The 23902-nt window shown below is 63.8% G+C and carries 25 protein-coding genes; 9 read left to right on the top strand and 16 right to left on the bottom strand.

The genetic code is table 11. From position 1 onward, the window contains the following. Positions 1-89: 89 nt before the first annotated feature. Positions 90-2147 carry a cation:proton antiporter gene (locus tag GRS80_RS06320; RefSeq protein WP_160046813.1) on the bottom strand — a complete coding sequence of 686 codons (2058 nt, stop codon included), beginning with the start codon at positions 2145-2147 and terminating at the stop codon, positions 90-92. 565 nt (positions 2148-2712) lie between these two features. On the opposite strand from GRS80_RS06320, the gene GRS80_RS20920 reads away from it, so the two are divergent. From GRS80_RS20920 to GRS80_RS06310, 3 genes are all read left to right on the top strand, one after another. Beyond that, positions 2713-2835, top strand: a complete 123-nt coding sequence (locus GRS80_RS20920; protein ID WP_255455250.1) for a hypothetical protein — start codon at positions 2713-2715, stop codon at positions 2833-2835. 49 nt (positions 2836-2884) lie between these two features. Further along, entirely contained in the window at positions 2885-3202 is a 318-nt protein-coding gene (locus tag GRS80_RS06315) for a hypothetical protein (protein WP_160046812.1), read from the top strand. Positions 3203-3600: 398 nt separating this feature from the next. Then, positions 3601-4092: a hypothetical protein gene (locus GRS80_RS06310; protein WP_160046811.1), complete on the top strand. Its 492-nt coding sequence runs from the start codon at positions 3601-3603 to the stop codon at positions 4090-4092. Positions 4093-4223: 131 nt separating this feature from the next. Here the strand turns inward: GRS80_RS06310 and GRS80_RS06305 are convergent, their stop codons facing one another. Together GRS80_RS06305 and GRS80_RS06300 are read right to left on the bottom strand one after the other, a co-directional pair. Next, positions 4224-4718: a universal stress protein gene (locus tag GRS80_RS06305; RefSeq protein WP_160046810.1), complete on the bottom strand. Its 495-nt coding sequence runs from the start codon at positions 4716-4718 to the stop codon at positions 4224-4226. 62 nt (positions 4719-4780) lie between these two features. Next, on the bottom strand, positions 4781-5245 hold the full coding sequence (locus tag GRS80_RS06300) for a universal stress protein (RefSeq protein WP_160046809.1): 465 nt from the start codon (positions 5243-5245) through the stop codon (positions 4781-4783). A gap of 90 nt (positions 5246-5335) precedes the next feature. Between GRS80_RS06300 and GRS80_RS06295 the strand changes: the two genes are divergently transcribed. Next, positions 5336-5572: a hypothetical protein gene (locus tag GRS80_RS06295; protein WP_160046808.1), complete on the top strand. Its 237-nt coding sequence runs from the start codon at positions 5336-5338 to the stop codon at positions 5570-5572. A gap of 79 nt (positions 5573-5651) precedes the next feature. On the opposite strand, the gene GRS80_RS06290 is transcribed toward GRS80_RS06295, so the two are convergent. From GRS80_RS06290 to GRS80_RS06270, 5 genes are all read right to left on the bottom strand, one after another. Beyond that, positions 5652-6446, bottom strand: coding sequence for a hypothetical protein (locus GRS80_RS06290; RefSeq protein ID WP_160046807.1), 795 nt, complete (start codon positions 6444-6446; stop codon positions 5652-5654). Between the two features lie 51 nt (positions 6447-6497). Then, positions 6498-7301 (bottom strand): hypothetical protein, encoded by an 804-nt coding sequence (locus tag GRS80_RS06285; RefSeq protein WP_160046806.1) that lies wholly within the window; start codon positions 7299-7301, stop codon positions 6498-6500. A 48-nt stretch (positions 7302-7349) separates the two neighbouring features. Then, positions 7350-7883, bottom strand: a complete 534-nt coding sequence (locus GRS80_RS06280) for a hypothetical protein (protein WP_160046805.1) — start codon at positions 7881-7883, stop codon at positions 7350-7352. Continuing rightward, positions 7880-8977: a hypothetical protein gene (locus GRS80_RS06275; protein WP_200840337.1), complete on the bottom strand. Its 1098-nt coding sequence runs from the start codon at positions 8975-8977 to the stop codon at positions 7880-7882. Before GRS80_RS06275 ends, GRS80_RS06280 begins: the two co-directional genes overlap by 4 nt. 266 nt (positions 8978-9243) lie before the next feature. After that, on the bottom strand, positions 9244-9996 hold the full coding sequence (locus GRS80_RS06270; RefSeq protein ID WP_343161473.1) for a DUF2797 domain-containing protein: 753 nt from the start codon (positions 9994-9996) through the stop codon (positions 9244-9246). Positions 9997-10121: 125 nt separating this feature from the next. Here GRS80_RS06270 and GRS80_RS06265 point away from each other — a divergent pair, with 125 nt between their 5' ends. From GRS80_RS06265 to GRS80_RS06255, 3 genes are all read left to right on the top strand, one after another. Then, a complete protein-coding gene (locus tag GRS80_RS06265; RefSeq protein WP_160046804.1) occupies positions 10122-10475 on the top strand; it encodes a BsuPI-related putative proteinase inhibitor in 354 nt (117 codons plus the stop codon). A 239-nt stretch (positions 10476-10714) separates the two neighbouring features. Then, positions 10715-11629: a CbiX/SirB N-terminal domain-containing protein gene (locus tag GRS80_RS06260; RefSeq protein WP_160046803.1), complete on the top strand. Its 915-nt coding sequence runs from the start codon at positions 10715-10717 to the stop codon at positions 11627-11629. A gap of 2 nt (positions 11630-11631) precedes the next feature. Then, positions 11632-12864: a DR2241 family protein gene (locus GRS80_RS06255; protein WP_343161472.1), complete on the top strand. Its 1233-nt coding sequence runs from the start codon at positions 11632-11634 to the stop codon at positions 12862-12864. A gap of 19 nt (positions 12865-12883) precedes the next feature. Here GRS80_RS06255 and GRS80_RS06250 read toward each other — a convergent pair whose 3' ends face one another. The 4 genes from GRS80_RS06250 to GRS80_RS06235 all read right to left on the bottom strand — a co-directional run bounded on the left by GRS80_RS06250 (position 12884) and on the right by GRS80_RS06235 (position 16557). Continuing rightward, the gene (locus GRS80_RS06250) at positions 12884-13462 is read right to left on the bottom strand and encodes a hypothetical protein (protein WP_343161471.1); all 579 of its coding nucleotides are present in this window, start codon (positions 13460-13462) and stop codon (positions 12884-12886) included. A gap of 15 nt (positions 13463-13477) precedes the next feature. Then, on the bottom strand, positions 13478-13678 hold the full coding sequence (locus GRS80_RS06245) for a methytransferase partner Trm112 (RefSeq protein WP_160046802.1): 201 nt from the start codon (positions 13676-13678) through the stop codon (positions 13478-13480). A 77-nt stretch (positions 13679-13755) separates the two neighbouring features. Continuing rightward, positions 13756-15084 (bottom strand): TIGR00341 family protein, encoded by a 1329-nt coding sequence (locus GRS80_RS06240; RefSeq protein ID WP_160046801.1) that lies wholly within the window; start codon positions 15082-15084, stop codon positions 13756-13758. 93 nt (positions 15085-15177) lie between these two features. Then, the gene (locus tag GRS80_RS06235) at positions 15178-16557 is read right to left on the bottom strand and encodes an adenylosuccinate synthase (protein WP_160046800.1); all 1380 of its coding nucleotides are present in this window, start codon (positions 16555-16557) and stop codon (positions 15178-15180) included. 232 nt (positions 16558-16789) lie between these two features. On the opposite strand from GRS80_RS06235, the gene GRS80_RS06230 reads away from it, so the two are divergent. Next, on the top strand, positions 16790-17095 hold the full coding sequence (locus GRS80_RS06230) for a hypothetical protein (RefSeq protein ID WP_149079860.1): 306 nt from the start codon (positions 16790-16792) through the stop codon (positions 17093-17095). A 7-nt stretch (positions 17096-17102) separates the two neighbouring features. Here GRS80_RS06230 and GRS80_RS06225 read toward each other — a convergent pair whose 3' ends face one another. The 4 genes from GRS80_RS06225 to GRS80_RS06210 form a co-directional block, all read right to left on the bottom strand. Next, positions 17103-19670, bottom strand: coding sequence for a transcriptional regulator (locus GRS80_RS06225; protein ID WP_160046799.1), 2568 nt, complete (start codon positions 19668-19670; stop codon positions 17103-17105). A 37-nt stretch (positions 19671-19707) separates the two neighbouring features. Continuing rightward, the gene (locus tag GRS80_RS06220; protein WP_149079862.1) at positions 19708-19986 is read right to left on the bottom strand and encodes a UPF0058 family protein; all 279 of its coding nucleotides are present in this window, start codon (positions 19984-19986) and stop codon (positions 19708-19710) included. A 143-nt stretch (positions 19987-20129) separates the two neighbouring features. Then, a complete protein-coding gene (locus tag GRS80_RS06215; RefSeq protein ID WP_149079863.1) occupies positions 20130-21287 on the bottom strand; it encodes an ABC transporter ATP-binding protein in 1158 nt (385 codons plus the stop codon). 115 nt (positions 21288-21402) lie between these two features. Then, entirely contained in the window at positions 21403-21873 is a 471-nt protein-coding gene (locus tag GRS80_RS06210; protein ID WP_149079864.1) for a DUF5793 family protein, read from the bottom strand. A gap of 170 nt (positions 21874-22043) precedes the next feature. Between GRS80_RS06210 and GRS80_RS06205 the strand changes: the two genes are divergently transcribed. Then, positions 22044-23897: a type II/IV secretion system ATPase subunit gene (locus tag GRS80_RS06205; RefSeq protein WP_235019657.1), complete on the top strand. Its 1854-nt coding sequence runs from the start codon at positions 22044-22046 to the stop codon at positions 23895-23897. The last annotated feature ends 5 nt before the right edge of the window (positions 23898-23902 follow it).

Raw genomic sequence — 23902 nt, 5'->3', positions numbered from 1 at the left:
AAGTCGGTCAGCGGAATAAACGTTCCTGCAGCGGTGAATCGGATGCCGACGCGCCACCGGAGGTAGATCTCCGGTCGAGCGACTCCGAATCAGTCGAATCGGAGGAACTGTCGGTCGTCGTCGCGATCTCTGACCGCCGGATAGACGACGAGGAGGTTCCCGTCGACCCGCCCGGAGAGGCGCCTCGGCAGCGCCTCGAGTTCCGGGTCCCACCCCCTCGTTCCCCGCCGCGCTGACAGCGTCACGACGAGGCTGGTCTCGTCGACGTCGTCTCGAAGCCGATCGAGCAGCTGGCTCCAGTCCGCAGCGCGCTCGAACGAGACGGAGACGTCGGGCTCGAGGAGTTCGACGAGGCGCTCGAACTGGGCCGGGTCGTCGCCGACGACGACGATCCGAATCGGTGCGCCGAGTTGCGTCGCGATCCTGTCGATCGTCCGGAGAGTGCCGTAAAATCCCGCGTTTCGTTCGATTCCCCTCGGGAGCGCGAGGACGACTTCGCTCGTCGCGTTGAGCGGCTGTCGAACGTGTGAGATCATCACGAGCTGTCGACTCCGCCGAACGACGCGGTTGATCACGGTACTGAACGTTCCGCCGGTTCGAGAGGGGCGGCCATCCCAGCCCACGATCAACGTTGTGATCCGGTTCTCGATGGCCGTTCGGACGATCCCCGATGCGACATCGCGCTCGACGCTCGTTCGGGCCTCGACGGGAACCTCGGAACCAGCACCGTAGGTTTCGGCGTCCGCGAGCGCGGCTTCGACGTCGGCGACCTCGGTCTCGATTGCAGTCGGATCGACGTCGGCGACCGACCGAACGACCGTAACCGTGTACAGGGGCTGTTCGTGCTCGGGTTCGCGGACGATCACGGCGAGATCGAGTAGCCGGTCCCGGTACTGTGGGTCCCGGGAGAACGAAACCATGATCCGTTCGGGCGCGAGCGACCGCCGACTGTCCAGCCGACCGGTGGCGCGAACGAGCCGTCGCCCGAATCGATCGACCACTGCTGGACTCACGACGCTGACGACCAGTATCATCACGACGACGGCGTTCAACATGGCGTCGCCGAACAGCCCCACGTCGAACCCGATGAGGACGATCGCCAGCGCCGCCGCGGCCTGGCCTACCGAGAGCCCGAACATCGTCATCGTCTCCGCGTGGGAGTAGCCGTACAGCCTCGCCGTCAGCCGAGCCGCGAGGTACTTCGTCGTTACGACGAGGACGAGAAACGCGGCCGCGAGCGTCACGGTCTCGAGGCCCGCAACGAGAACGCGGACGTCGACGAGCATCCCGACCGACAGCAAAAAGAAGGGGATAAACAGCGCGTTTCCGACGAACTCGATGCGGTTCATCAACGTGCCGCGTTCGGGGATCGACCTGTTGAGCGCCAGCCCGGCGAGAAAGGCACCGACGATCGGTTCGACCTGGGCGAGCTCTGCCAGATAGGCACAGCCGAACAGGATCGTCATCACGAACAGGAACTCGAAGTAACTCTCCCGGCGGACGGATCGGAAGAACCAGCGGCCGATCCGCGGGACGAGCACCCAGACGCCGACGAAGAATATCACCAGGCCGGCGGAGAGCTCGAGCCAGAACAGCGCCCCCAGGTCACCGACCTCGGCGGCGACGACGACCGCGAGGACGAGCAACGCCAGCGTGTCCGTCACGATCGTCCCGCCGATCGTCACCGTCACGCTCTCCGCTTTCGCGATTCCGAGCTGGGTGACGATCGGATACGCGAGCAACGTATGCGAGGCGAAGATCGCGGCGAACAGCGCGGCCGCCCCGAACGAGAGACCGAGGAACGCGTAGCCGACGACGGTGCCGATCACCTGCGGAACGACGAACGAGAGGAGGCCGAAGACGAGGCTCCGGTCGCGGTACTCGACGAACTGGGTGAGGTTGATCTCGAGGGCGGCGACGAACATCAGGTAGACGAGCCCCACCTCGCCGAGCAAGACGATCGTCTCGCCACGGTCGAGTACCGACAGGCCGTTCGGACCGATCGCCGCGCCGACGAGGATGATGCCGACGATCCCAGGCAGCCGATACCGCTGGAGGACGAGCGGTGCCGTGAGAAAGACGAACGTCGCGATCCCGAAGACGAGGATCGGATCGTCGACGGGGAGCGTCGGCGCGGCTACTGTCATCGCCGATCGCGTGAGGGGGCGTTCGAGTTGTGCGAAGGGACGGCGGGCAGGTACATAAGGGGTGTCAGCGATGGGAGTATGGAAATGGTCGAGCTAGTGGGAGTTGGTGAACTCAATGCTCGACCAGCTAGTCAAACGAGCACGCGAACAAAGAGTGTTTTCACGCAAGGACACACCGACCGAAAAGCGGGTTGAAGCGGCGTTTCTGTACCATCTGGGGCTTTCGTACCGCCTGGTTGGGGAGTGGCTCGGCCACTCCCACCAGGCGGTCCACGAGTGGTATACCGCGTTGGCTGACCTGTTCGAGCCGGAACCTGACGAGCACGGCACAGTGGTCGTCGACGAGACAAAAGTCGTCGTCGATCGCGGACCCTGGGACAACTGGGGCCTCGACGATCTCGATTTTCCGTGTGAGTCACGCCGAGAAACGTGGGGTGATCGTTCGACCGTGAAATCGTGTCTCAGCCCGTTCAAACTCCGAATACGGCGGTTTTCGATCGGTTTCCGTATCGAAGTTCGTGGCAGTCAGTTGACCGCTGGACGAAAGCATTCGCCTTCATTCACAATGCGAGGTGCTAACGCTGACACCCTTGGGTACGCCGACAGCGACGTCTACATCGCCGTTCTCACCTCCGACGACGCTCGGGAATTGACCGTAGAGGACGCCGATCCCGTCGATTACGAATAGTGGGGAATTCCCCAATGAGTTTATGCGGCAGTCTGGGGAACGATGGGGTATGGCACCCAACCCAGCCGACGACGAGATCGAGACCGGCACCAAGACAGACAGCGACGTCCCGACGACGGCCGACGTCTACGCCTACGCGGACGACGGCCAGCACGCGACTGTCTGGGCTATCAACCGGATCGACGATCAGACCGTCGACGTCCTCACGTACCGCTGTGGGGACGGACTCATCGAACAGGACGGACAGGTTAAGGAGCACCACGTCGAGCCCGACACGACAACCCAGCAGTTCGCCCTCGAGGTCGCCGAGACTGATCCAGAGAAGGCATTGCGACTCGCTCGAGCGTACCACAAGCGCGGATACTGACGACGCGGCGCGGTCGGCCCCGATCAGCGCGGCTCCCGGTTCGACTCCGATCCCGGGCTCTATGGCAACCCCTTGCCAGTTCGGAGTGATGAACCGGCTACTGACCGCGAAGTCATGCACGAGCTCGCCGACGTCGAGCGCAACCTCCGCTGATCGAGCACCGAGGGCGTCGAGGTCTCTGCGAGCCCTGACGGGCGCGGAGGCGTTCGGATCTATTTCGACACCTGGGCGCCGAACGAGGCCCACCGTAGCCGTCTCACGGCGAGCGTGACGACCGCAGTCGTCGAGTCCGACGGCTGGGAACTCGTCACGATCCCCGACCCGCTCGAGCGCACCAGCGACGACACGCGACTCGTCCAGAGCGCCATCACCGTCCGCTGAGACACGGAGGCCGACCGATGAGCCGAGGCAAGCAAGAGGTCACGCTCCCGATCCCCGACGGCGTCGAGTACGACGTCGACGACCTCGAGGCCGCAATCGGCGAACTTGCCCGCGTGCTCCGCCCCGGCGGTCGGGCGGTGGTCTATCACACCGACTGGGACTCGCTCGTGTGGCGATCGACGAACCGATCGCGGGCGAACCGGGTCCTCGAGGCGTTCCCCGAGCACTGTCCGCGCCCGCACCTCGGGTCGGAACTCGCCGAACCGCTTCGCGAGGGCGGCCTGGTCGTCGACCGCGTCGAGCCGAACTGCCTCCTCGACACCCGCCTCGAGGAGGAAACGTTCGCGTACCACCTGATGGAGGGCGTCGCGAACTACGTCGTGGACCGGGACGTCGTCGACCCTGAAACGGTCGAAACCTGGACCGAGGATCTCCGGGCGCTCGAGGCGACCGGCGGGGCGTTCTTCTCCCTGACGCAGTATGGCTACCTCGTTCGAAAGCCAGAGTGAGACACCGGCGTCACACGACGACGATCCGAACGCGAGGTCCGCCCCGCGTCAGACGGGCTGTTGTAACCGCTTACCGCCGTACCCGGAGGACGGGTCTCTGGTACGGTGGTACTGACGTACGGCAGCCCGTATCACTCGGTCGTCGAGTCGACGTCTGTGAGTTCCTCCTGGTCGACGGATCCGCCGGGCTGGCGGACGACGTAGACGTCGTAGCGGTGATCGCTCGCGACCGGCTTTCCGACGCTCGATTGCGGTGCGATTACCGATCCCGCGTTCTCCGAACCGACGAAGACGACGCTGGCTTCGATCTCGCTCGCAACGCGGCGGATCTCGCGGACGACTTCGGTCGTCGACGTCGCGGTTGGCTCGTCGGGATCGACCAGCTCGGTCCGGAACGTCGCCTCCGGAGCCACGTCGGCGGCACGCGACCGGAGACCTGCTTCGGTCGTCTCCGGGTCGAACGGCTCGCCGCGGGTGATCCACCCTCGACCGCGAGCGTACTCCGGATCGTCGGGGATAACCGTCAGGACCACGACCTCTTCGTCGAGACAGTCACCGAACGTCACTGCTCGTTCGAGCGCCGTCGTCGAAAGCGGCGAGGCGTCGAACGGAACGAGTAGCGTCATACCCCTGACTCACATGACAGGGGGAGGTAAATGTTCGGTCGGAGGGACGGCCCGGACGACGATTACCGAAACGACTTGTCCTCCGTAGCCGACTGAGACGACTCGTCGCTTACGACCAACACTGGTCGGTCTGCGAGCCTGACGACCCCATCGACGGTGCTACCGAGCAGGACACGCTTAAGGGACGACCGCCCGCGAGCGCCGACGACGATCACGCCGACATCGTGGTCGGCGGCGACGGCAAGGATCTGCTCGTGTGGGACGCCCGACCGGATCACGGTCTCGACCGACAGGTTCGCATCGGTAGCTGCGGCCTCGAGACTCGAGAGCGCATCCTCTGCCCGTTCGCGTTGCCGGCGTTCGACCTCCTCCGGATCGACGATGGCGTTGTCGTACTCGGTTCGCGTCTCGAGGACGGCGACGCCGTACAGCGGAACGTCGAACCGGCCGGCGAGTTCGACCGCGTGATCAGTCGCGTCGGCCGCACCGTCGCTTCCGTCGGTCGCGACGAGGATCGAGTCGTACATACGAGGCACATACAGGGGGGAGCGGAAAGGACCTATCGACGGCCGACCGAAATCTCCTAGGACTTTATCCCCTCGACCCAACGACCGACCATGCCCGAGGAAGTGCCGGTGAACCGAACGGACATCGTGATCCTGACCGTTGTCTCGGTACTGGGCGGCGTCGTACTCGCGTCGCTGTTGATGACGCCCGAACTCACCCCCCGGTTCGTAAACGCCGCTATGATCTCGGCGGTGCTTCTCGCGTTCTTCCTGTTTATTCCCGTCATGGGCGTACGGATGTTCGTCGACGACCGGCGTGTGAAAGACGAGGAAGATAGCAGCCACTGATACGGATTGCTGGAATAATGTACCGGCGAAACCGCAGATGGGCCCCGGGTGCAGCGGGACTGACTGACACCAGACCGTATCAGCGGTCGTTCCGGTCGGGCATCGTCGAGAACCGTTTGACCGCATTCATATCTGGCCGGTCCGACGGCGAGGGCGCGACCGTGGAGTGTCGATCCGCGCCGCCTCTCTGCCCGCCGCGCCCGTCATCCGAGCCGAGATCCGGCTCGAGGAAACCGTCGTCTTCCTCCCCGCGTCCGTCCTCTTGGTCGTCCGCGTCTTCCTCGCCACCAGCGTCGGCGACTGCCTCCGAACCCGCCTCCTCGAGACGGTCGCGGAGCTGGTCGACCTCGTCTCCGAACGCCTCGAACGGCTCGCTCATCGCCGAACGAAGGCGATCGCCGAGATCGCCGTCCTCGGCCGACTCGGGGTCACGACCCGAACCGTTCTCGTCCGTCTCGCCCTCGTCGGCAGCTACCTCGCTCTCGTCGGCTATCGTCTCGCCCTCGTCACCTGCCACCCCCGATTCGCCGAGCGTCTCTCGAAGCGCGCCGACGGTACCCTCGAGTTCGTCCGCATCCGACTGCTCCGAGAGCCTCGAGAGACTGATCAGCCGGTCGAGTGCCTCGACGTCGGTGGGATCGCCGTGAGCGATCGCCGCCGGGATCGACTCGGGCTCTGACCCGTCGGGGAACCGATCCAACCCGACGGCCTCGAGTACCGCCGCAGGCTCGGCGGACGCGAGTATCTCGTCGGCATCGGCGGCCACCTCGAGGAGCGACTCGACCGACTCGCCGTCGTCCGTGACGGCCGATCCGCCGGCCGCGTCGGCCCGTTCCAGTACGTCGTCCACCCGCTTCTCGAGATCGTTTGACATTGTCGTTGTGGTGTCTGCTCGGCTGGCATCGACACGGCACGTCAACTGATTTCAGTCCGCTTCCGCGTTCGACCCGCCGTCCGCGTCGGCCTCCGACTCTTTTTCCGAACCGGCCTCCGCGCTGTCGTCCTCCGCCGCCGTCGCAACCGTCTCGACGATTTCCTCGGTCATCTCCTCGCGGCTCAGGTTCGCCTTCACGTCGACGTCCTTGGCGATCGACTGGAGGTCCTGGTACGACAACACTCCGAGGAAATCCTCGAGCGTCTCCCGTCTGAGGTCCTCGAGATCCGCCGCATCGTACTCGGGGTCGTCGGCTTCGTCCGCCTCGGACTCCGCTTCGTCCGCCCCGGACTCCGCTTCGTCCGCAGCCGATGATTCCGCCTCGGTCTCACCGTCGTCGGCTTCGCTCGCCTCGGCGGCTTCGTCCTCCTCCGTTTCGGCGTCGGTTTCGTCGTCCGACTCCTCGAGGACGCCCTCGAGCGGCGTCTCCTCGGCGACCGTTTCTCCCGCCGACTCGACGTCCTCGGCCACGCCCTCGCCGACGGACCGGACGGACTTGCCATCGATCGTCTCAGTGACGGCCTCTCCGATCGCCGACGTCACGTCCGACCGGATCTCTCCGAGGTCGCGATCTTCGTCCTCGAACCCGCTTGCGAGCGCCTCGTGAACGTTCCGGCCGACCGACTCGCCGAGTTCGCGACCCAGGCGTTCGCCGATCGTCCGCCCGACCGAGGCGCCGATCTCGCCGCCGTCGACCTCGTCCTCGAGCGAGCCATTGCCGAGTAGCTGGCCGACATCTACCTGTTCGGTCATCTCCTCGACGACGAGTTCTCGCAGCTCCGAGCCCTCACCCATCGCGAACACCTCGACTGTCACGGTCCTCGAAACGCGGTGTACTCACGGTTACTCTTCCTCACTTTCTTCGTCGCTCTCTGATTGTTCCTCGCCGTCCGTTTCTGCCCCCGATTCGTCGGATTCGTCCTCGCCGTCTGCTGCCTCCGACTCGTCCTCGTCGGTCTCGGATTCTTCCTCGTCGTCCGCGGTCTCCGACTCGTCCGCGCTCTCGTCCTTTTCCTCTTCTGGCGTCTCCTCTTCGCTGTCCTCCGTCGTCTCTTCCTCGTCCTCGTCGGTTTCTTCCGCTTCGGAGTCCTCCTCGAGTTCTCGCTCGTCGGCGTCCTCGGTGGTGCCGAACAGTTCGTCCATCACGAGTTCGCCGATCGTACGCCCGAGACGCTCGCCGATCAGTCGACCGACGGCGGCACCGATCAAGCCGCCGATGGTCTGGCCGAGCGGCGCGTCCTCGTCGACCTCGTCTTCCCACTGGGTGCCCTCGACGAGTTCGCCGACGTCGACGTTCTCCGTGATTCGTTCGTAGTCGATCCGTCCCGTCAACGAGTCGGACTCCTCGCCCGACTCCGATGTCGTATCCTGGCTCATGAGTGTGCCTCCGCTTGCTCCGCACTCGGCTCCGCTCCGTCGCTCGATTTGTCGGTCTCCGGCTCGAGGTACTCGATGAGTCCCCGAACGAGCTCGCGAACGACCGTCGCCACGAGTTCTTCGATCGGGAGACTCGGCACGAGCGCGGCGATTCCCTCCGCGAGCTTGCTCGCCACCGAAGAGAGCAGTCCGCGTACCCAGCCGGCGATCGACGAAAGTATGCCGCCGGACGATTCGTCGTCCTCTTCACCTCCGATATCGGGTGTCACGTCCTCGGGGACGAGTTCCTCCCCGCTGCCGAGGAGGCCGCCGACGAACTCCCGTGGCTTGTTCGCCAGTCCCGCGATCCATCCCGTGATTCTGTTCCACGCGCCGGTGAGCCACGATTTCGGCTTCCCGAGTACCGATTTCACCTTCTCGAGTGCAGAACCGGGCGCGTTCAACAGCCCGCTTACCGCGGACAACAGGTTCCCGAGCAGGTTGCCTTCGCCCGGCCGGGCCGAGACGTCGAGCGTCACCGGGTTGAGGTTCACCTCGAGTCCGAGCAGATCGAGAAACAGTCCGTCGAGGTCGAGGTGCAGGACGCCCGAGGCCTCGTCGCTCTCGTAGACGTCCTCGGCGTCGTCGGCGTGGCCCGCTTCGCGGTCCTCCGCAGTGGACTCCTCCTCGTCTTCCTCGCCGCGGGTTTCCGCCTCGTCTTCGTTCGCTTCGTCCTCCTCGTCGGCCGACGTTTCACTCTGGCCCTCGCTTTCTTCTTCCTCCTCTTCTTCCGCCTCGTCCTCGTCCGTTTCGTCCGTCGACTCTTCGTCCGCTTCGTCGCCGTCTTCAGCCTCCGTCTCGTCTTCTTGTTCGCCGTCGTCCGGTACGCCCTCCTCGTCCGACTCCGCGTCTCTCTCGTCGTCACCGCCGTCCTCCGCCTCGGATGCTTCGCCGTCTGATTCCTCTTCGACCGCCTGACCGCCGTCGGGGAGCACGCGACGGGCGCAATCGCTTGCGTCCTCCGACCGATAACGGCGGTCCGACGGGAGCCGGTCCTCGAGGAGTTCCTCGTTCCCATCGTGTTCGTTCCCATCGTGTCCTGGTCCCGCTGTCATTATCCGAGACCAACCACCAGCGACAGCGTTGTCGTAATTGGCCTTGCGTGTGCGACTCGAAGCCGGAACGCGTTCCCGGACGGGTCCTACGAATCAAAACGAGTGACGGTCACCAGCGGAACGAGCGGATAGTAGCCATTGATACGGATTGCTGTAACGGTTTACCGGTGAGACCACAGACGGCTCGTGGTTTCGCCGGTAACGATTTACAGCAGACCGTATGAGGGACGAACGAGTTGCGGCCACCGAGGAGAAACGGGTTGCGGTCACTCGAAGGAAGCGAACGACGATTGCAGCGACCGGTTCGTCTCGCCGTCCTCGAGTTCGTAGCCGACCAGGTCCCGCACGTCGACGGCGTAGGTCGTCCCGCCGCGCTCGAGGACGAGCAGTCGCCCCTTCACGCCGACGACGGTCCCCGACGCGATGGTCTCCCGGACTGGTCGACTCTCGAGGTCGAATCCGTAGTCGAACGCGAACCGATCGATCACGTCGAACTCCTCGAGGACGTCCTCCCACGCCGACTCGTCGACCTCGCTTCCGAGCGACTCGACCTTCGGTCCGGTTCGTACTCGATCGACCAGCCAGTCGGCGATCTCGGCCTCGAGTTCGCGGGCGATGCGACCGTTCGATACCGTGTGGACGTGGGCCCCGCGATCGGCACCCTGCTCGCGGAGGCGGGTCTCGAGCCGTCGGCGCTTCGTCACGCCGACTTTGAACGTCTCGGGTGCGAACGCGGCGACGTAGACGGCGTGTTCCTCGTAGCAGTCCATCTCGTCTTTCAGGCAGGTTCCCGTACAGCGAGCGCAGACCCACGTACTGGTGTGGTACTCACAGTACGGGGCCGATGGCCGGTCGCAGGCGACGTGGTCGCCGTCGTCGACGACGCCGGCACACCGCCGCGTCCCGAGCGAGTACGACAACGACTCCCCGGGCTCGAGGGGGTGACGGGTGAGTTCCCCGTCGTCGGCGATCACCAGCGCCGAACCGCGTCCGCTCGGCTCGTACCCGACCAGTTGCACGGTACCGGGTAGACCCCGATCACCGATATAGCGTTCGCCTCGCGGCGGGTCGGAACACCACGGTGGGTTGGCCACTCACCACGACTGCACCAATCACTTTACGCCCGGGCATCGAGTGTCGAGCCATGACGCTCGAGGGGACACTCGAGGTGGCTGTCTCGACGGACGAACGCGGCGAGCGGACGGTCGCGTTCGCGTTCACCGTCACGAACGCGGGGTCGGACCCGCTCGAGTTGCAGTTTCCGGACGCGGCGAACGCCGAGTTCGTCGTCCAGGACGAGGGACGCGAACTCTGGCGGTTCACCGAGGGCCGTGCGTTCGCACAGGTTCTCGAGTCGGAACGGCTGAGCGCCGGGGAGTCGACGACCTACGAGGGCGAGTGGGACGATCCGGTTCCGGGAACGTACACCGCCGTCGCAGCGCTCCGGTCGAGAGAACACGACTGCGAAGCGCGAACCGAGTTCGACGTCCCGGAGTGAGCGCCCGCTGTCAGTCGACAGCCTCGCCGCTCGTGATCCAATTCGGACAAAGTTAGCGCGGTTCCGTCCGATTTTCGTGAAACCGAGACACCAAGCACCATCACACGATCAACGGGTCATCGAGGAGATGACGATATCGGAATTCACGGTTGTCTGTCCGAGAACCCATTTTCGGAGTTATCGGAGATATATTCGGCATCGTCAGAGAGTATAAATCGACGCTCTCCCAATGGCTCGACATGCAAGCGCTGGTCGTCGCGGCACACGGATCGCACCTGAATCCGGACGCCTCCGATCCGACCTACGCCCACGCGGACGCCATCCGCGAGACGGGCGCGTTCGACGAGGTCCGCGAGGCGTTCTGGAAGGAAGAACCGCACTTCCGCGAGGTGATTCGTACCCTCGAGTCCGAGGAGGTGTTCGTCGTTCCGCTCTTTATCAGCGAGGGATACTTCACCGAGCAGGTGATTCCCCGAGAACTGCGCCTCGAGGGGTGGGACCCCGAACTGTGGGATTCGGACGGAACCAGCGCGACCGAGGTCACCCTCTCGGTCGGCGACGCGGACAAGACCGTCCACTACTGCGGGCCGGTCGGGACCCACGACGCGATGACGGACGTAATCGTCGGACGCGCCGAACGCGTCACCGAGGATCCCGACGTCGGAGACGGGGTCGGCCTCGCGGTCGTCGGCCACGGCACCGAACGGAACGAAAACTCCGCGAAGGCGATCGAGTACCACACCGACCGCATCCGCGAGCGCGACCGTTTCGACGAGGTACAGGCGCTGTTCATGGACGAGGAACCCAAAGTCGACGACGTCACCGACTTCTTCGAGAGCGAGGACGTCGTCGTCGTCCCGCTGTTCGTCGCCGACGGCTACCACACCCAGGAGGATATTCCCGAGGATATGGGGCTGACCACCGACTTCCGGCTAGGGTGGGACGTCCCGGCGGCGGTCGACGGCCACCGAATCTGGTACGCCGGCGCCGTCGGCACGGAGGACCTGATGGCCGACGTCGTCTTAGAGCGTGCGGCCGACGCCGGTGCGGAACTCGGCGACGCCATCGAGATCGTTCGAGTAGGAGCGGGCGGTTCGGTCACGGAACCCGCCGATGTGGACGGAACGGCCGGAACGACGAAAACGGGTGACTGATCGTGGCTGACGCGACCGATTCGTCGGATCCCGTCGACGCCCTGCTCGCGACGGTCGACGACGGCGACGTCGCGTTCGACGGGCTCCGCCTCGAGCCCGTAGCCGACGGCGATGACCGGCGGTTTGCCCTCGAGACGCCGACGCTCGATCGATCGACGTTCGGGCGGTCGGAGCTCCGGGACGTCCTCGAGACGGTCGAGGAGTACGTCACCAACTGGTACTACTGGCAGGGAGACGTCGGCGGTGAGGGAACCGCTCGACGGGCGTTCCTGCGGTGGTGTGAACGAGCACCCGTCGTCGGCGAGGCCGTGACCGCCCCTAGCGCGGAGACGACACTCGAGGCGAACCGAACAGTACCGGAGACGGCGAACGGAAAAGTGCCGGAGACGACCGCCGAAACGGATCAGACACTCCAGGTACCACAGCGACAGGACGCGCTCCGTGACGGCATCGACCGGGAGTGGGGACAGCTCTGTATCACCGCCCGGTTCGTCGACGTCGACGAACCCGACGGGGTTCGCGTCTACGACCTCTGGCACGTCGACGACGCCGACACCGACGTCGCCGACCTCGAGGTGTACGACGACCCCCGGAACGCCCGCGAGATCGCGACGACGGACGAGGACGGCCGATACCGACCGCTGAAGACGGCACCGACGCTTCCGTCGGGGTGGGCGTTCACCGGTCTGTCGGGCGACGAACTCGTCGAAACGGTCGGCTCCGTCTATCCGGCGACGATCGCCAACTGGCACCGCGAACGACTGGGTGAACTCGACGTCGACCACTGGCTCGAGACCGCCGAGCGCCAGACCGGTATCTACGACGTCGTCGACGAACTGCCCCGCGACGCCGTCGAATGGATGGCCGACGCCTGTTGTGTCGACTCACAGTGTCTCCGTCGTCGCGAGTGGGAGTACGAGGAAGGCGACGAACTCGACGTAGACGGCGGCGACGGCCCGTTCCCCTGCCGGGAGCCTTGCTCGCTCGTCGTCGCCGCCGCCCGCAAGTGGGCGATCCTCGAGTCGGAGACGGAACGGACGTACGAACTCGAGTTGACGACGAGCGAGTTCAACCAGCTCGGAGAGCTGATCGACGCGGTCGCCGAGGGGCGAACCGACGAGATCCGCGAGGCGGACCTGGGAGACGGCGCGAACCGATACCGGGCGCGGTACCTGCGCGCAAAGCGGTTCGACGACGACGGCCTCGAGGCGCGAAAACGCCCGGAGGAGTACTGACGAGAATCCGCTCGGGTGGTTAGTGTACAAGTAACCAGAGCGCGACGACCACGCCTCCTGCGACGATCCCGAGGCCGACCAGTGCGACGAGACCGCCGATCGTGGCTGCCGTCATTGCCGCGATCGCGAGCGCGAGAACGCCGAGTACGAGCACGCCAGCGGTCGACGCTCCGTGCCCGAACGCCTCCGCGATTCGTTCGATAGTCGTCGGCTCCGGCGGAGAGCGGTCGGGAGTTGCGAGTGAGTTATCGATTTCCACGTCGGCTGGACTGGGAACGATCGTCAGATCGATCTCGAGCGATTCGGACCCGTAACCGGTCAGAATCTCGAGTCCGCCGCTGACCGGGTCGTCGAGATGATCCGAGTCGACGGCGACCGGGACGACGGTAACGTCCTCCGGTTCGATGTAGTAGTTCGGCGCGTCGATCGATGCGGCTCGATCGAGATCGCCACCGAGTCGACAGTGGACGTGGGCAGGTCGTTCGTGACCACGCAGGACGACCGAGATCCGCCGATGCGTCTGGAGTGACTCGAGATCCGCCTCGAGCGTGTTCGCGCTCCCGCGGTTGACGTGGACGGTGATCTCGGTGTCGCGCACGGTCGATCTGGCCGATCAGGCCGGTGTCTCCTCGCGCATGTCCGGCGGCAGCAGGTTCGGAATACCGTCCTCGATCGGATACTCCTCGCCGCACTCGGTGCAGACGAGCGTCCCCGAGACGACTTCCTCGCCGTCGTCAGCGTACTCTGCGTTTTCGAGTTCCAGTTCGTGTTTGTCGAGCGGACAGCGAAGAATCTCCAGTAACGACTCCTTCATAGTACGTAGGCTGGCCGCATCCAGCAAAAGGTTTCGGGAACATCGATGACCGCTGCTCGTTCTTTCGATCGCGACCGTCACCTCGCGTCGTACTCGATGAACCGGACGTGTACCGTCATCTCGTATCCCGTTCGCTCGTCGATGCGATCGCTCAACGTCTCGGCGAGTTCCGGGTTCGACGCTTCGGTCGGCTGTTCGACGGTAATGACGACTGTATCGGGCCGCTCGAGGCCGGTCCCCTCCTCGAGGATCGTCGCCGGTTCGAACGGCACCCCCTCCTCGAGGAACAGTTCGACCTCGACGAGAAAGACGTCCTGGTACGCCGGCTCCTCGAGGACGCTCTCCGTTTCGGCTTCGATCTCGCTCTCGAGGGTGGCGCGTTCGTACGATGCCCACGTGACGCCGATCAGAAACGTCGAGAGGAGGAGAATGGCGATCGTGAACGCGACGACGTTTCGCCGAACCTTCCGGCGTGCGGTCCTCGTCTCCGTCCAGACGTCCGGCCGATACCCCATGATCCACAGCGTGAACAGCCCGGTGACGTTGATCGCCAGGAGGTTGACGAAGACCAGGATGAGCGACCCGGTCGCGGCGTCGGGAATTCCCCACGCGATCGCGATGCCCGCCGCCGCAGCGGGCGGAATCAGTGCCGCGGCGATCATCACGCCGACGAGCGCACTCGAGATGCCGGTCGCGAGACTCAACACGCCGGCGATACCCGCGCCGAAGGCGATAAACAGCGAGAGGAGGTCGGGGAGGAGCCGCTCGCTGACTTCGTCGATCGTCACGACGTCGATCCCCGGCGGGACGAGCGCCATCGTTCTGGCGAGCCAGGCGAACGCCGTCGCGCCGACGATCGCGAGAACGACGCCGATCGCCTGGTACGTGATCCCCTTCCAGAACAGATCGTTTTCGTTGAGGACGGTCCCCACGCTGGCCGCGAGCGCCGGCCCGATCAGCGGCGCGATCACCATCGAGCCGACGACGACGGCAGGCGAATCGAGCAAGAGCCCGGCCGTCGCGACGATCGCGCTGAGAACCGTCATCGTCACGTACACCGGCAGCGTCGGGATGAGGCTGTCCGAGTCGGCATACAACTCGTGACGGGCGAGGCGTTCATCACTCAGTACCTCGCCCGTATACTCCGATTTGAGCGCACCGAACCGTCTCGAGATCACCGTCTCCGCGGTGACGATGACTGTGTGATCATCTTCGCCGAGTCCCGCCTCCTGTAGGTCGTCTAGAACGGTCTCGACGGCGTTTGCCGGCAGCGTAAACGAGACGACGGCGGCGTAGTCACTCTCGTCGGTGGCAGGAACGACCGTGTAGTCGATCGATTTCGCGTCGAGCGCCGCCGGAATCGGTTCACGCGTCTCGGCCCGCAGCGAAATCTCGACGTGGCGCATGCGGTACCCGTCACCGGACGGACGCATGAATGATCGCCAAGAGACACGAAGCGGTGACTCTCCTCAACCGATGAAAACGTCGGCGCGGCGCGGTTACTCGTTTGGATTCTCGACGACGACCGTCTCCTCGCGTCCGGGACCGACGCCGACCGCGTAAATCGGCGCCTCGAGTTCGTCGCTGATGTACTCGAGGTAGGTGCGGGCGTTTTCGGGGATCGCGTCGTAGCCTTCCGCGGCGACCGCGCTCCAGTCGACGTCCTCCCAGCCGTCGAACGTGCGGAAGGTCGCCTCGCAGCGGCCCCACTCCTCGGTCGTTGGGGGCATCGCCTCGAGTTCCTCACCGTCGAGTTCGTAGCTGTGGCCGACCTTGACCTCGTCTAGACCGGCGAGTACGTCGATGTGGTTGACCGCAAGGCCAGTGAAGCCGTTGACGCGTGCGGAGTGGCGAAGCATCGGCATGTCGAGCCAGCCGACGCGGCGGGGACGACCAGTGACGGTGCCGTACTCGCCGCCCTCCTCGCGGATGTAGGTTGCGAGTTCTTCGTTCTCGCCGTCGCCCTGCTCGTCGTAGCCCGGCGTGTCGCCTTCGACGCCGCCGAGTTCGGTCGGGAGCGGGCCGCTGCCGACGCGCGTCAGGTAGGCCTTGACGATGCCGATAATCTCGCCGTCGGCGATGACGTTGGGGCTGAGCCCCGTGCCGACCGCCGCGCCGCCCGCGGTCGGGTTCGAGGACGTGACGTAGGGGTAGTTTCCGTGATCGATGTCGATGATCGTCCCCTGAGCACCCTCGAACATGATCGTCTGGCCGTCGGCCATCGCATCCGTGAGGAACGCGCTGGCGTTGACGGTCATGTCCTCGGCGGCGAGGCGCTCGCCGATTTCGCTGAACTCCTCGAAGAGGGCGTCGACGTCGAACGCGTCGGGATCCTCGAGATCCGCGACATCGACGCCGTAGACGTCCTCGACGAGCGCGCGCTTCTGGGGCACGACGTACTCGAGGCGCTCGCGGAGGACGTCGGGATCGAGCAGGTCGCCGACGCGGACGCCGCGGCGGCCGGCCTTGTCCTCGTAGGTCGGGCCGATACCGCGACCGGTGGTGCCGACCTCTTGATCGTCCTCGCTCTTGACGTCCTCCTCGATGCCGTCCAGCACGCGGTGGAACGGCAGGATGACGTGGGCCCGTTCCGCGACGCGGACGTCGGGGGAGAGTCCCTTCTCCTCGAGCGTCGAGATCTCGTCGAACAGCGTTCGTGGGTTGACAACACAGCCGTTGCCGAGAACGCCAACTTTTCCCCGAACGGCACCCGAGGGCACGAGCGATAGCTTGTACTTCTCACCGTCGTGGACGACGGTGTGTCCGGCGTTGTCTCCGCCCTGATAGCGGGCGACGACATCAGCAGCGTCGCCATAAAGGTCGACGACGCCGCCCTTGCCTTCGTCGCCGAGTTGCGACCCGACGATTGTGACGGTCATAACAGCGACCGGTTCTTGCCGGGCCGATAAACAGATTACGGTCTTCGCGGCCAAACGCCGGTCGATCGTCACGCGGTCGGACCGACCGTCCCACCTACCACTGGCCCCCCGTGACCCAACCTCCGGGAACGGAAGTGTTAACTACTGTCACGAGAGAGTGACACGTTAGGACTGGACCCGTCACTCTGTGAGAGTAACTTTTAAAAGGTCCAAAGACAAGTTAACAAATGCCATGATAGACCGACTTGAGAAGGAAGTCGATATGTTGGAACGACATCTGCAGGTCCTGAAGATGGTCATCGAAAACGAACCGATCGGGATCGTCAAGATGTCGAACGAAACGGGATACCCACATCACAAAGTCCGGTACTCGCTTCGCGTCCTCGAGGAGGAAAACCTGATCGAGCCCTCGAGCCAGGGGGCGATCAAGACCGAGCGCACCGCCGAGTTCGTCGACGAACTCGACGAGAAACTCGACGATATCGTCGACAAACTCGACGGAATGAAGATCGAAGACGTCGCCGAGATCGAAAGTTAATCTTCTCTCAGAGTTCGGGAACGTTCATGTGGAATCCTTCGGAACGAGATTCCACCAAACACAGGTGATACCCCTGTTTTCGCGAGAGGTTCACGTAGCTCTGTTTCGAGCCACGGCTGAGAAATCCGCTACTGGTCGCCTGCTCGGTCACCTCGAGTGCACCTGGGTCGAAGTAACTCGAGGTGACGGCCATCGCCGCGGCGAGATCCGGATAGTTGGCCTTGACCGCTGATGCGGCTTCTTCCATCTGGACCAGCATCTCTCGGGTCGCTGGCTCCCGAGAGTCGTTCAGGCTCACGAGGATCAACGGGTTCCCCATCTTATCGAACGCGACGACGTCGAACGTGAGTTCGTCGGGAACGTTCTCCGTATCGTCGTCCTCGAGGGAGATCGTCGCATCGAGTTCGGCCCGATCGATTCGCGGAAGAGCGTCGTAGAGATCCGTCAGTCCGTCTGCGTGACCCGTATCGCGAATCTCGTAGAGGAGGACGTGGGTGAGCCAGTCGACGAACCGGTACTCCATCGTCGACGTGAGAAACTCGTCGTAGGGGCGACCGTCGACGGCGGTATCGGCGGCGTCGAACTCCGTGTGGTGTTCGATCCGCAGGTTCGTGCTCACGTCGTCCCGGTTTGCACCGTTCCCGTGAGCCGACTCGAGGGTCGGATTGCTCTTCGAGTCGTACCGAACGAACAGGTTCGTCCGCGAGAGCGCCTCGCCCGGCGGCAACTGTGTCGACGCGCTCGAAGCGTCGGTGGCGTTGTCTTGCTCTCTGGCCGCTTCGAGCGCCGCTTCGAGTTCACCGATTCGCGACCGAAGGCGCTCGACAGTTTCCGAGAGTTCCGAGTTCTTCGAGCGAAGTTCGTCGCGTTCGGATTCGAGCGTCGTCGCCTTCGATTCGAGTTCCTCGCGGCGGTTCTCCGCCGCCTCGAGACGCCGTTTGAGTTGTGTGACTGCTTGACTCGATTTCGCCTGTTCTGGGGTGTTCGAGGACCGTGCGTTCGATGGCTGTAATGCTTTCGTCCGTGACTCACTCGAGTTCGCTCGTGACTTACTCGAGGAGGACGTCGTCCGTGAGCCATCGGAGGACGACTCCGTGGTGTCGTTCGCTCGCGAACTACTCGGTTCGCCCGAACTCGAGGCGGCGTTCGAAGAGCGCGTCGAGCGTGGTTTCGTCCGCCCGGTCGACGAGTTTCGCGCCCGTCGATCCTCACCGGTTCGAGCGCCGTTCGACGGCGATGGTGATCTTTCGGCCGCTCCTTCGGCTGCCGTGTTCTCCGGATCGATCGACGGAATCCGTCGCGTCGACTGCCACTGTTGTTCTTCCTCGAACCGTTCTTCCAGAGGCTCGTCGGTTGGCTCCTCCTGGCCCTCCGGCCGAGCGTCGTCCCGTGTGGCTGAGGAGTCCGATTCCTCGTCGCGGATCGTCACCGATCCGTCGTCGACGTCATCTTCGGTCCAGGAGATGTCGTTTCGATCCAACTCCTCCGCGGCAGCCTCGACTTCGTCGGGGTCGAGTGTTGATTCGTCTTCGGAACTACTCACATCAGCTGTCTCCGGAGCCACACTCGAGCGGGCGCGTTCTCCGGTAGCCGTCGGATCTGTGGGTTCGGTTGGCCCCGGCTCTGGATCCGCTTTCTCCGAGTGGTCGACATCCAGGTCTGGCGACGGATCCGGACTCGAATCTCCCTCCGGCCGTACAGAGTCGGTACCCTGGCTCCCCTCAGCCGCCACGGAACCGCTGATCGTGTCGTCCTCGAGTGTTACCGACTCCGTTGGCGAATCGTCGGTGATCCCGGCTGACTCTTCCTCGGAGTCGGTTTCGATCGCTAACGAGCCGTCGTCTGCGGTGATGCCCTCGATTCCGGATCCGGTGTCCGAATCGGACGAACTGCTCTCCCTGTCGGACGGGTCGCTGTCGGAGATATCGATCGATCCGACCGACAGCGACTCGAGCGAGGAACTATCGTCGATCGGAGACGAGGTTTCCGATGCCGACGATGCCGACGATGCCGACGATGCCGACCCGTCGTGGTTCGTTTCGGGAACGTCGGTGACCTCGAGGTCGACGTTGATGACTTCGTAGATGCCGATCTCGTCGTTCGCCCGTTCGAACGCTTCGTCGCCGGTGATGAGTCGTTCGGCGTTTCCGATGTACGCGGCAGCCATCCGGCGACCGCCGTAGTAGACGGCGTAGTAGTCCCCGCTCAAGACGTTCTCGCTCAGTTCGATGTACCCGGTAAACGATCCGTCCTGAAGCGTGGCGTCGACGTCCTCGAGGGGTGTTTCGTTCGTGTAGTAGTTCGCACGTGTTTCGCCGCCGCGTTCGTCCATAGAGCAAAGCAACGGGAGCGAGGGATGGGGTGCCTGATAGATCGTTCCGGAGGCGTTCTCGAAGTTGTCGATGTCGCCGTCGAAAACGCCGACGATTCGACCGTTGAGCATGAACAGCCAGGTCCCGGCTCCGGAGACCGCCCCCGAAAACCCGTCGTCAGCGAGATCAGAAAGGCCGTCGTAACCCCCACTAAACGAGCGAGAGTCCCATTGCTCGACGCGCTTTTTCGTGCGCGAGTGCATAGTTTAACAAGCGGGAAGCAGGACAAATACGTTTCGCCTAGATTTTCGACTCCGCATCTTCGGCGAGTTCTTTCATCCGCTTGCCGATTCGACCCGCACTCGAGAACTCGTCTTTGCTCATCGCCGACGCGAGCGCGTTTCCGAGGACGAAGACGGCGTGTTTGTGTTCGCTCTTCGATTTGTGGACGTGGGAAGGGTCGACGTCCAGCTGGCGGTACGGTTCGAACAGTTCCTCGTCGACTTCCTCGCGGTCAGCGAAGTACTCCATGATGACGACGAGTTCTTCGTGTAACTCGAGAAGTTCGTCCTTGTGCATGGACGTGCGTACGAACGGTTTCGGCTTAAGGATTGTGTGCACCCGTCTCTCACTACCGGCGGGCAATCGACTCGGGTGTACCCAGCAATCAGTTTCGGCAATCCGGGGAACCGGCTGGCGTTCTCGTCGGCAATCGGCCCCGATCAGTCGGCGGCAACCTGTGTCTCGCCGTCGCGCTGGCCGACCGGGAACCAGGCAAGTTCGTGGTCGGCCGTGACGCGAACCGCGACGCGCTCGTCGAGGTCGATCCGATCGGAGTGGTTGTGCATACACTCGATCGTCTCGCCGGAGTCGAGTTCGACGCGGTAGAGAACTGTCGGACCGAGGTATCTGCGGTAGACCACGCGGCCGTTGGCTTCCGCTGCGTTCGACGGATAGGCGGTAACGTCGTCCGGTCGAACGAGCAGATCGATATCCGTTCCGTCGTACTGGTGAGCGAGGCCGTTGACGTCATCACGGAGCACGCGACCGAGGGCGGTATCGACGTGGTCGCCGTGGACTGAACCCGAGAGGAAACTTGCGTGTCCGAGAAACCCGGCGACGAACCGCGATTTGGGGTCTTGGAAGACGCGTTCGGGCGTATCGACCTGCTCGAGTGTGCCGTCGTACATGACGGCGACGCGGTCGGAGATAGACAGCGCCTCCTCCTGGTCGTGCGTGACCGAAATTGCGGTGACGCCTGCCTCCTTGATGATTCGGCGAACCTCCTCGCGCATCTCGACGCGGAGATCGACGTCGAGGTTGGAAAACGGTTCGTCGAGCAACAGCATCTCGGGTTCGGGTGCGAGCGATCTGGCGAGCGCGATCCGCTGTTGTTGCCCACCCGAGAGCTCTTCGGGATAATGTTCCCCGTGGCTCTCGAGACCGACCAACTCGAGCAGTTCCTCGACGCGTGCGTCGCGTTGCTCGTCAGTCCACTTCTGCAGGCCGAAGGCGACGTTCTCGCGTGCGGTGAGATGGGGGAAGAGCGCGAACTCCTGGAAGACGACGCCGACACCGCGTTCCTCGGGCGGAACGAACCGTCCCTCGCCCGCGACGGCGCTATCGTCCAACCGGATGTGACCCGCGCTGGGTCGCTCGAGACCGGCGATCAACCGGAGTGTCGTCGTCTTTCCACAGCCGGACGGACCAAGCAGCGTCAGAATTTCTCCGTCACGAACCGACAGGGAGAGACCTGAGATGACGTCTTCGGTTCCGAACTGTTTCGCGACGTTATCGAGTTCGAGAACGACATCGCCGGACGTCGAATCTGATTCTCGAGCAGGGTCGTCCGTCGTCGTGAGTAGTTGTCCGTTCGCCATTGTCGAGCCCCCGGCGTCTGCCGGCGCACATTCGATTTAGGGGTGCCTAAAACACTTATAATTGCCGGTCCGTTCCCGGCGGCCGGGAGTGACAGTTTGACGCGGCGGTGAGACGTTACAACTCGACGCCCGACGGAATCAAGCTGTGCTGTCGGAGGAGGTTCCCTTCGTCGTCGTACACCAGGAACGTCCGTTTGTCGTAGGTAACGAAGTGGTCGCCCTCGAGGCTAATCTCCACATCGTACCGTCCCTCGTCGTCGGAGGCGTCTTCGCCGTATCCGCGTGCGGCCCGAATAAATTGCAAGACGTCCTCGGCCTCCTCGTTGAGTTCGAGGATGAACTCCCCCGTGATCCGGTTCGTCACACTTACCACGCCAGACGCGTCCGCCTCCAACGGCTCCTGTAGTCGGAGGGCAACGTCGGTTTCGGCCGCCTCGAGCGCATCGCCGTCGGGGCCAGTAAGGCGCTCACGGAGCATCGTCGCCGGGCCGGTAAAGTCAATAGTTACCGAGGGTTTGCTCGGTTCGTCGCCGGTTTCGACCCAGTCGATATTGCTGACAGTTAACGTGAAATGCTCGCGCCTCATTCCGTACCAGTCGGTTAGCGCTCCCACCGTATGAACGTAACGCACGATACGTCGACAATCTAACCGATCTCCCGAACCCGTTCGTCGTTTGCGAGTTTCCACACGGCCAACCGATTTAAGGGCCGGCCGACCCGAGACTGGATAGAACCGAGTTGGTCCTCGAGAGATCGATGTCCGAACGAACTGCGAAATCAGCGTCGACAGTTGGAGCCGTTCGCCGAACGGTTCGGCGACTCGTCGAGACGCTTCGCGGATCGCAAGTCGAGTTCGTCGAATACGAGCCATCGACCCACGGGCCGCTCCTCGAGTTCGACGGTATCGACGGTCTAGACGAGGTCGAACGCTACTGGGTCAACGCGCCGTTTTCGTTCGTCTCGATCGGGTACGATCCGGAAGCGAACCACCACCGGTACGACGTGATCGAGCCGACGCTTCGGGCCGACGAGCGGGCGATACTCGAGACGCTGTTCGAGGACGTTCGAGACCCACTTCTCTACCGAGAGGACGATCACGAGGACGTCGAGACGTTACTGGCCGACACGATCTGTGAGTACCTCGAGCGCTACGGTGCGGAGATCGATACGCGATCGCTCTATCGGTTGTTTTACTACCTCTATCGCGACTTTCGTGGCTATGGCCGTCTCGATCCGATCATGCACGATCACCACGTCGAAGATATCTCGTGTGACGGCTACGGACTCCCGATTTTCGTCTACCACGACGAGTACACCGACATCGAGACGAACGTCTCCTTCGAGAAGGCAGCACTCGACCAGTTCGTCGTCCGACTCGCCCAACACTCCGGTCGCCACATCTCGATCGGGGATCCGATGGTCGAGACGACCTTGCCAGACGGCTCGCGGGCCGAACTCGCACTCGGCGAAGAGGTTACCCCACGAGGGTCGGCGTTTACCGTCCGCAAGTACGCCGACGAGCCGTTTACTCCGATCGATCTGATCGAGTACGGCACGTTCAGCGTCGAGCAGATGGCGTACCTCTGGCTCGTCATCGAGCACAACCGGAGCCTGATCTTCGCCGGCGGGACCGCTTCGGGCAAGACGACGAGCATGAACGCCATCTCGATGTTCATCCCGCCGCGATCGAAAGTGTTGACGATCGAGGACACCCGCGAGCTCCAGCTCTATCACGACAACTGGCTCTCCTCGGTCACGCGCGAGAGCACCCACGAGGGGAAACAGGTGACGATGTACGACCTGTTGCGGTCCGCACTCCGTCACCGTCCGGAGTACATCGTCGTCGGTGAGGTTCGCGGCGAGGAGGCGATCACGCTCTTCCAGGCGATGAACACCGGGCACACCACCTACTCGACGATGCACGCCGACTCCGTCCAGACGGTGATCAACCGACTCGAGAACGAGCCCATCAACGTCCCGCGGCCGATGGTCCAAAGCCTCGACGTACTCTCGATCCAGACGCTCACCCGCCTTGAGGACGGACGGGTCCGCCGAAACAAGGTGCTCGCGGAGATCGAGGGCATCGACCAGCGGACAGGCGAACTCGACTACTCACCTGCGTACACCTGGGACGGCGACACGGATACCTTCCAGTCGAAGGGGAGCCAGCTCTTAGCGGAGATTCGCGACGAACGAGGCTGGAGCCGAACCGAACTATTGTCTGAGTTACGAAACCGCGAGCGCTTTCTCGAGTATCTGCAGGAAAACGGCATCTCCGATTACCGTCGGTTTACCGCCCTCGTCAACGAGTACTACGCCGACCGGGAGAGCGTTCTCGAGCGACTCGGCGTCGACGATCCCGCGGCGGCCGACGACGCGGACGACCGCGACGGGCCCCCTACCCAAAACAGCCGGGCGGACGAGAGTGCCGAGGGGGCATTCGATGGCGCGGATCACGACGCGCCACTCGAGGAGCGCGAGGGAACGACTAAACATGAACAGCCGGACCAGCCCAAACGCGAGCACCAGGGCCAGTCTGAACGCGAGCGTGACGAGCGACTCGAGCGTGACGGAGAGAGTCACTCACCGGTCGGGAGCGAGCGTCGTTGACCGCC

This window comes from Natrialba sp. INN-245 (genome assembly GCF_009807105.1).
In the GTDB taxonomy this organism is placed as follows: domain Archaea; phylum Halobacteriota; class Halobacteria; order Halobacteriales; family Natrialbaceae; genus Natrarchaeobius; species Natrarchaeobius swarupiae.
Note: the sequence above shows the minus strand (reverse complement) of the source record. Positions and strands in the feature narration are given on the sequence as shown.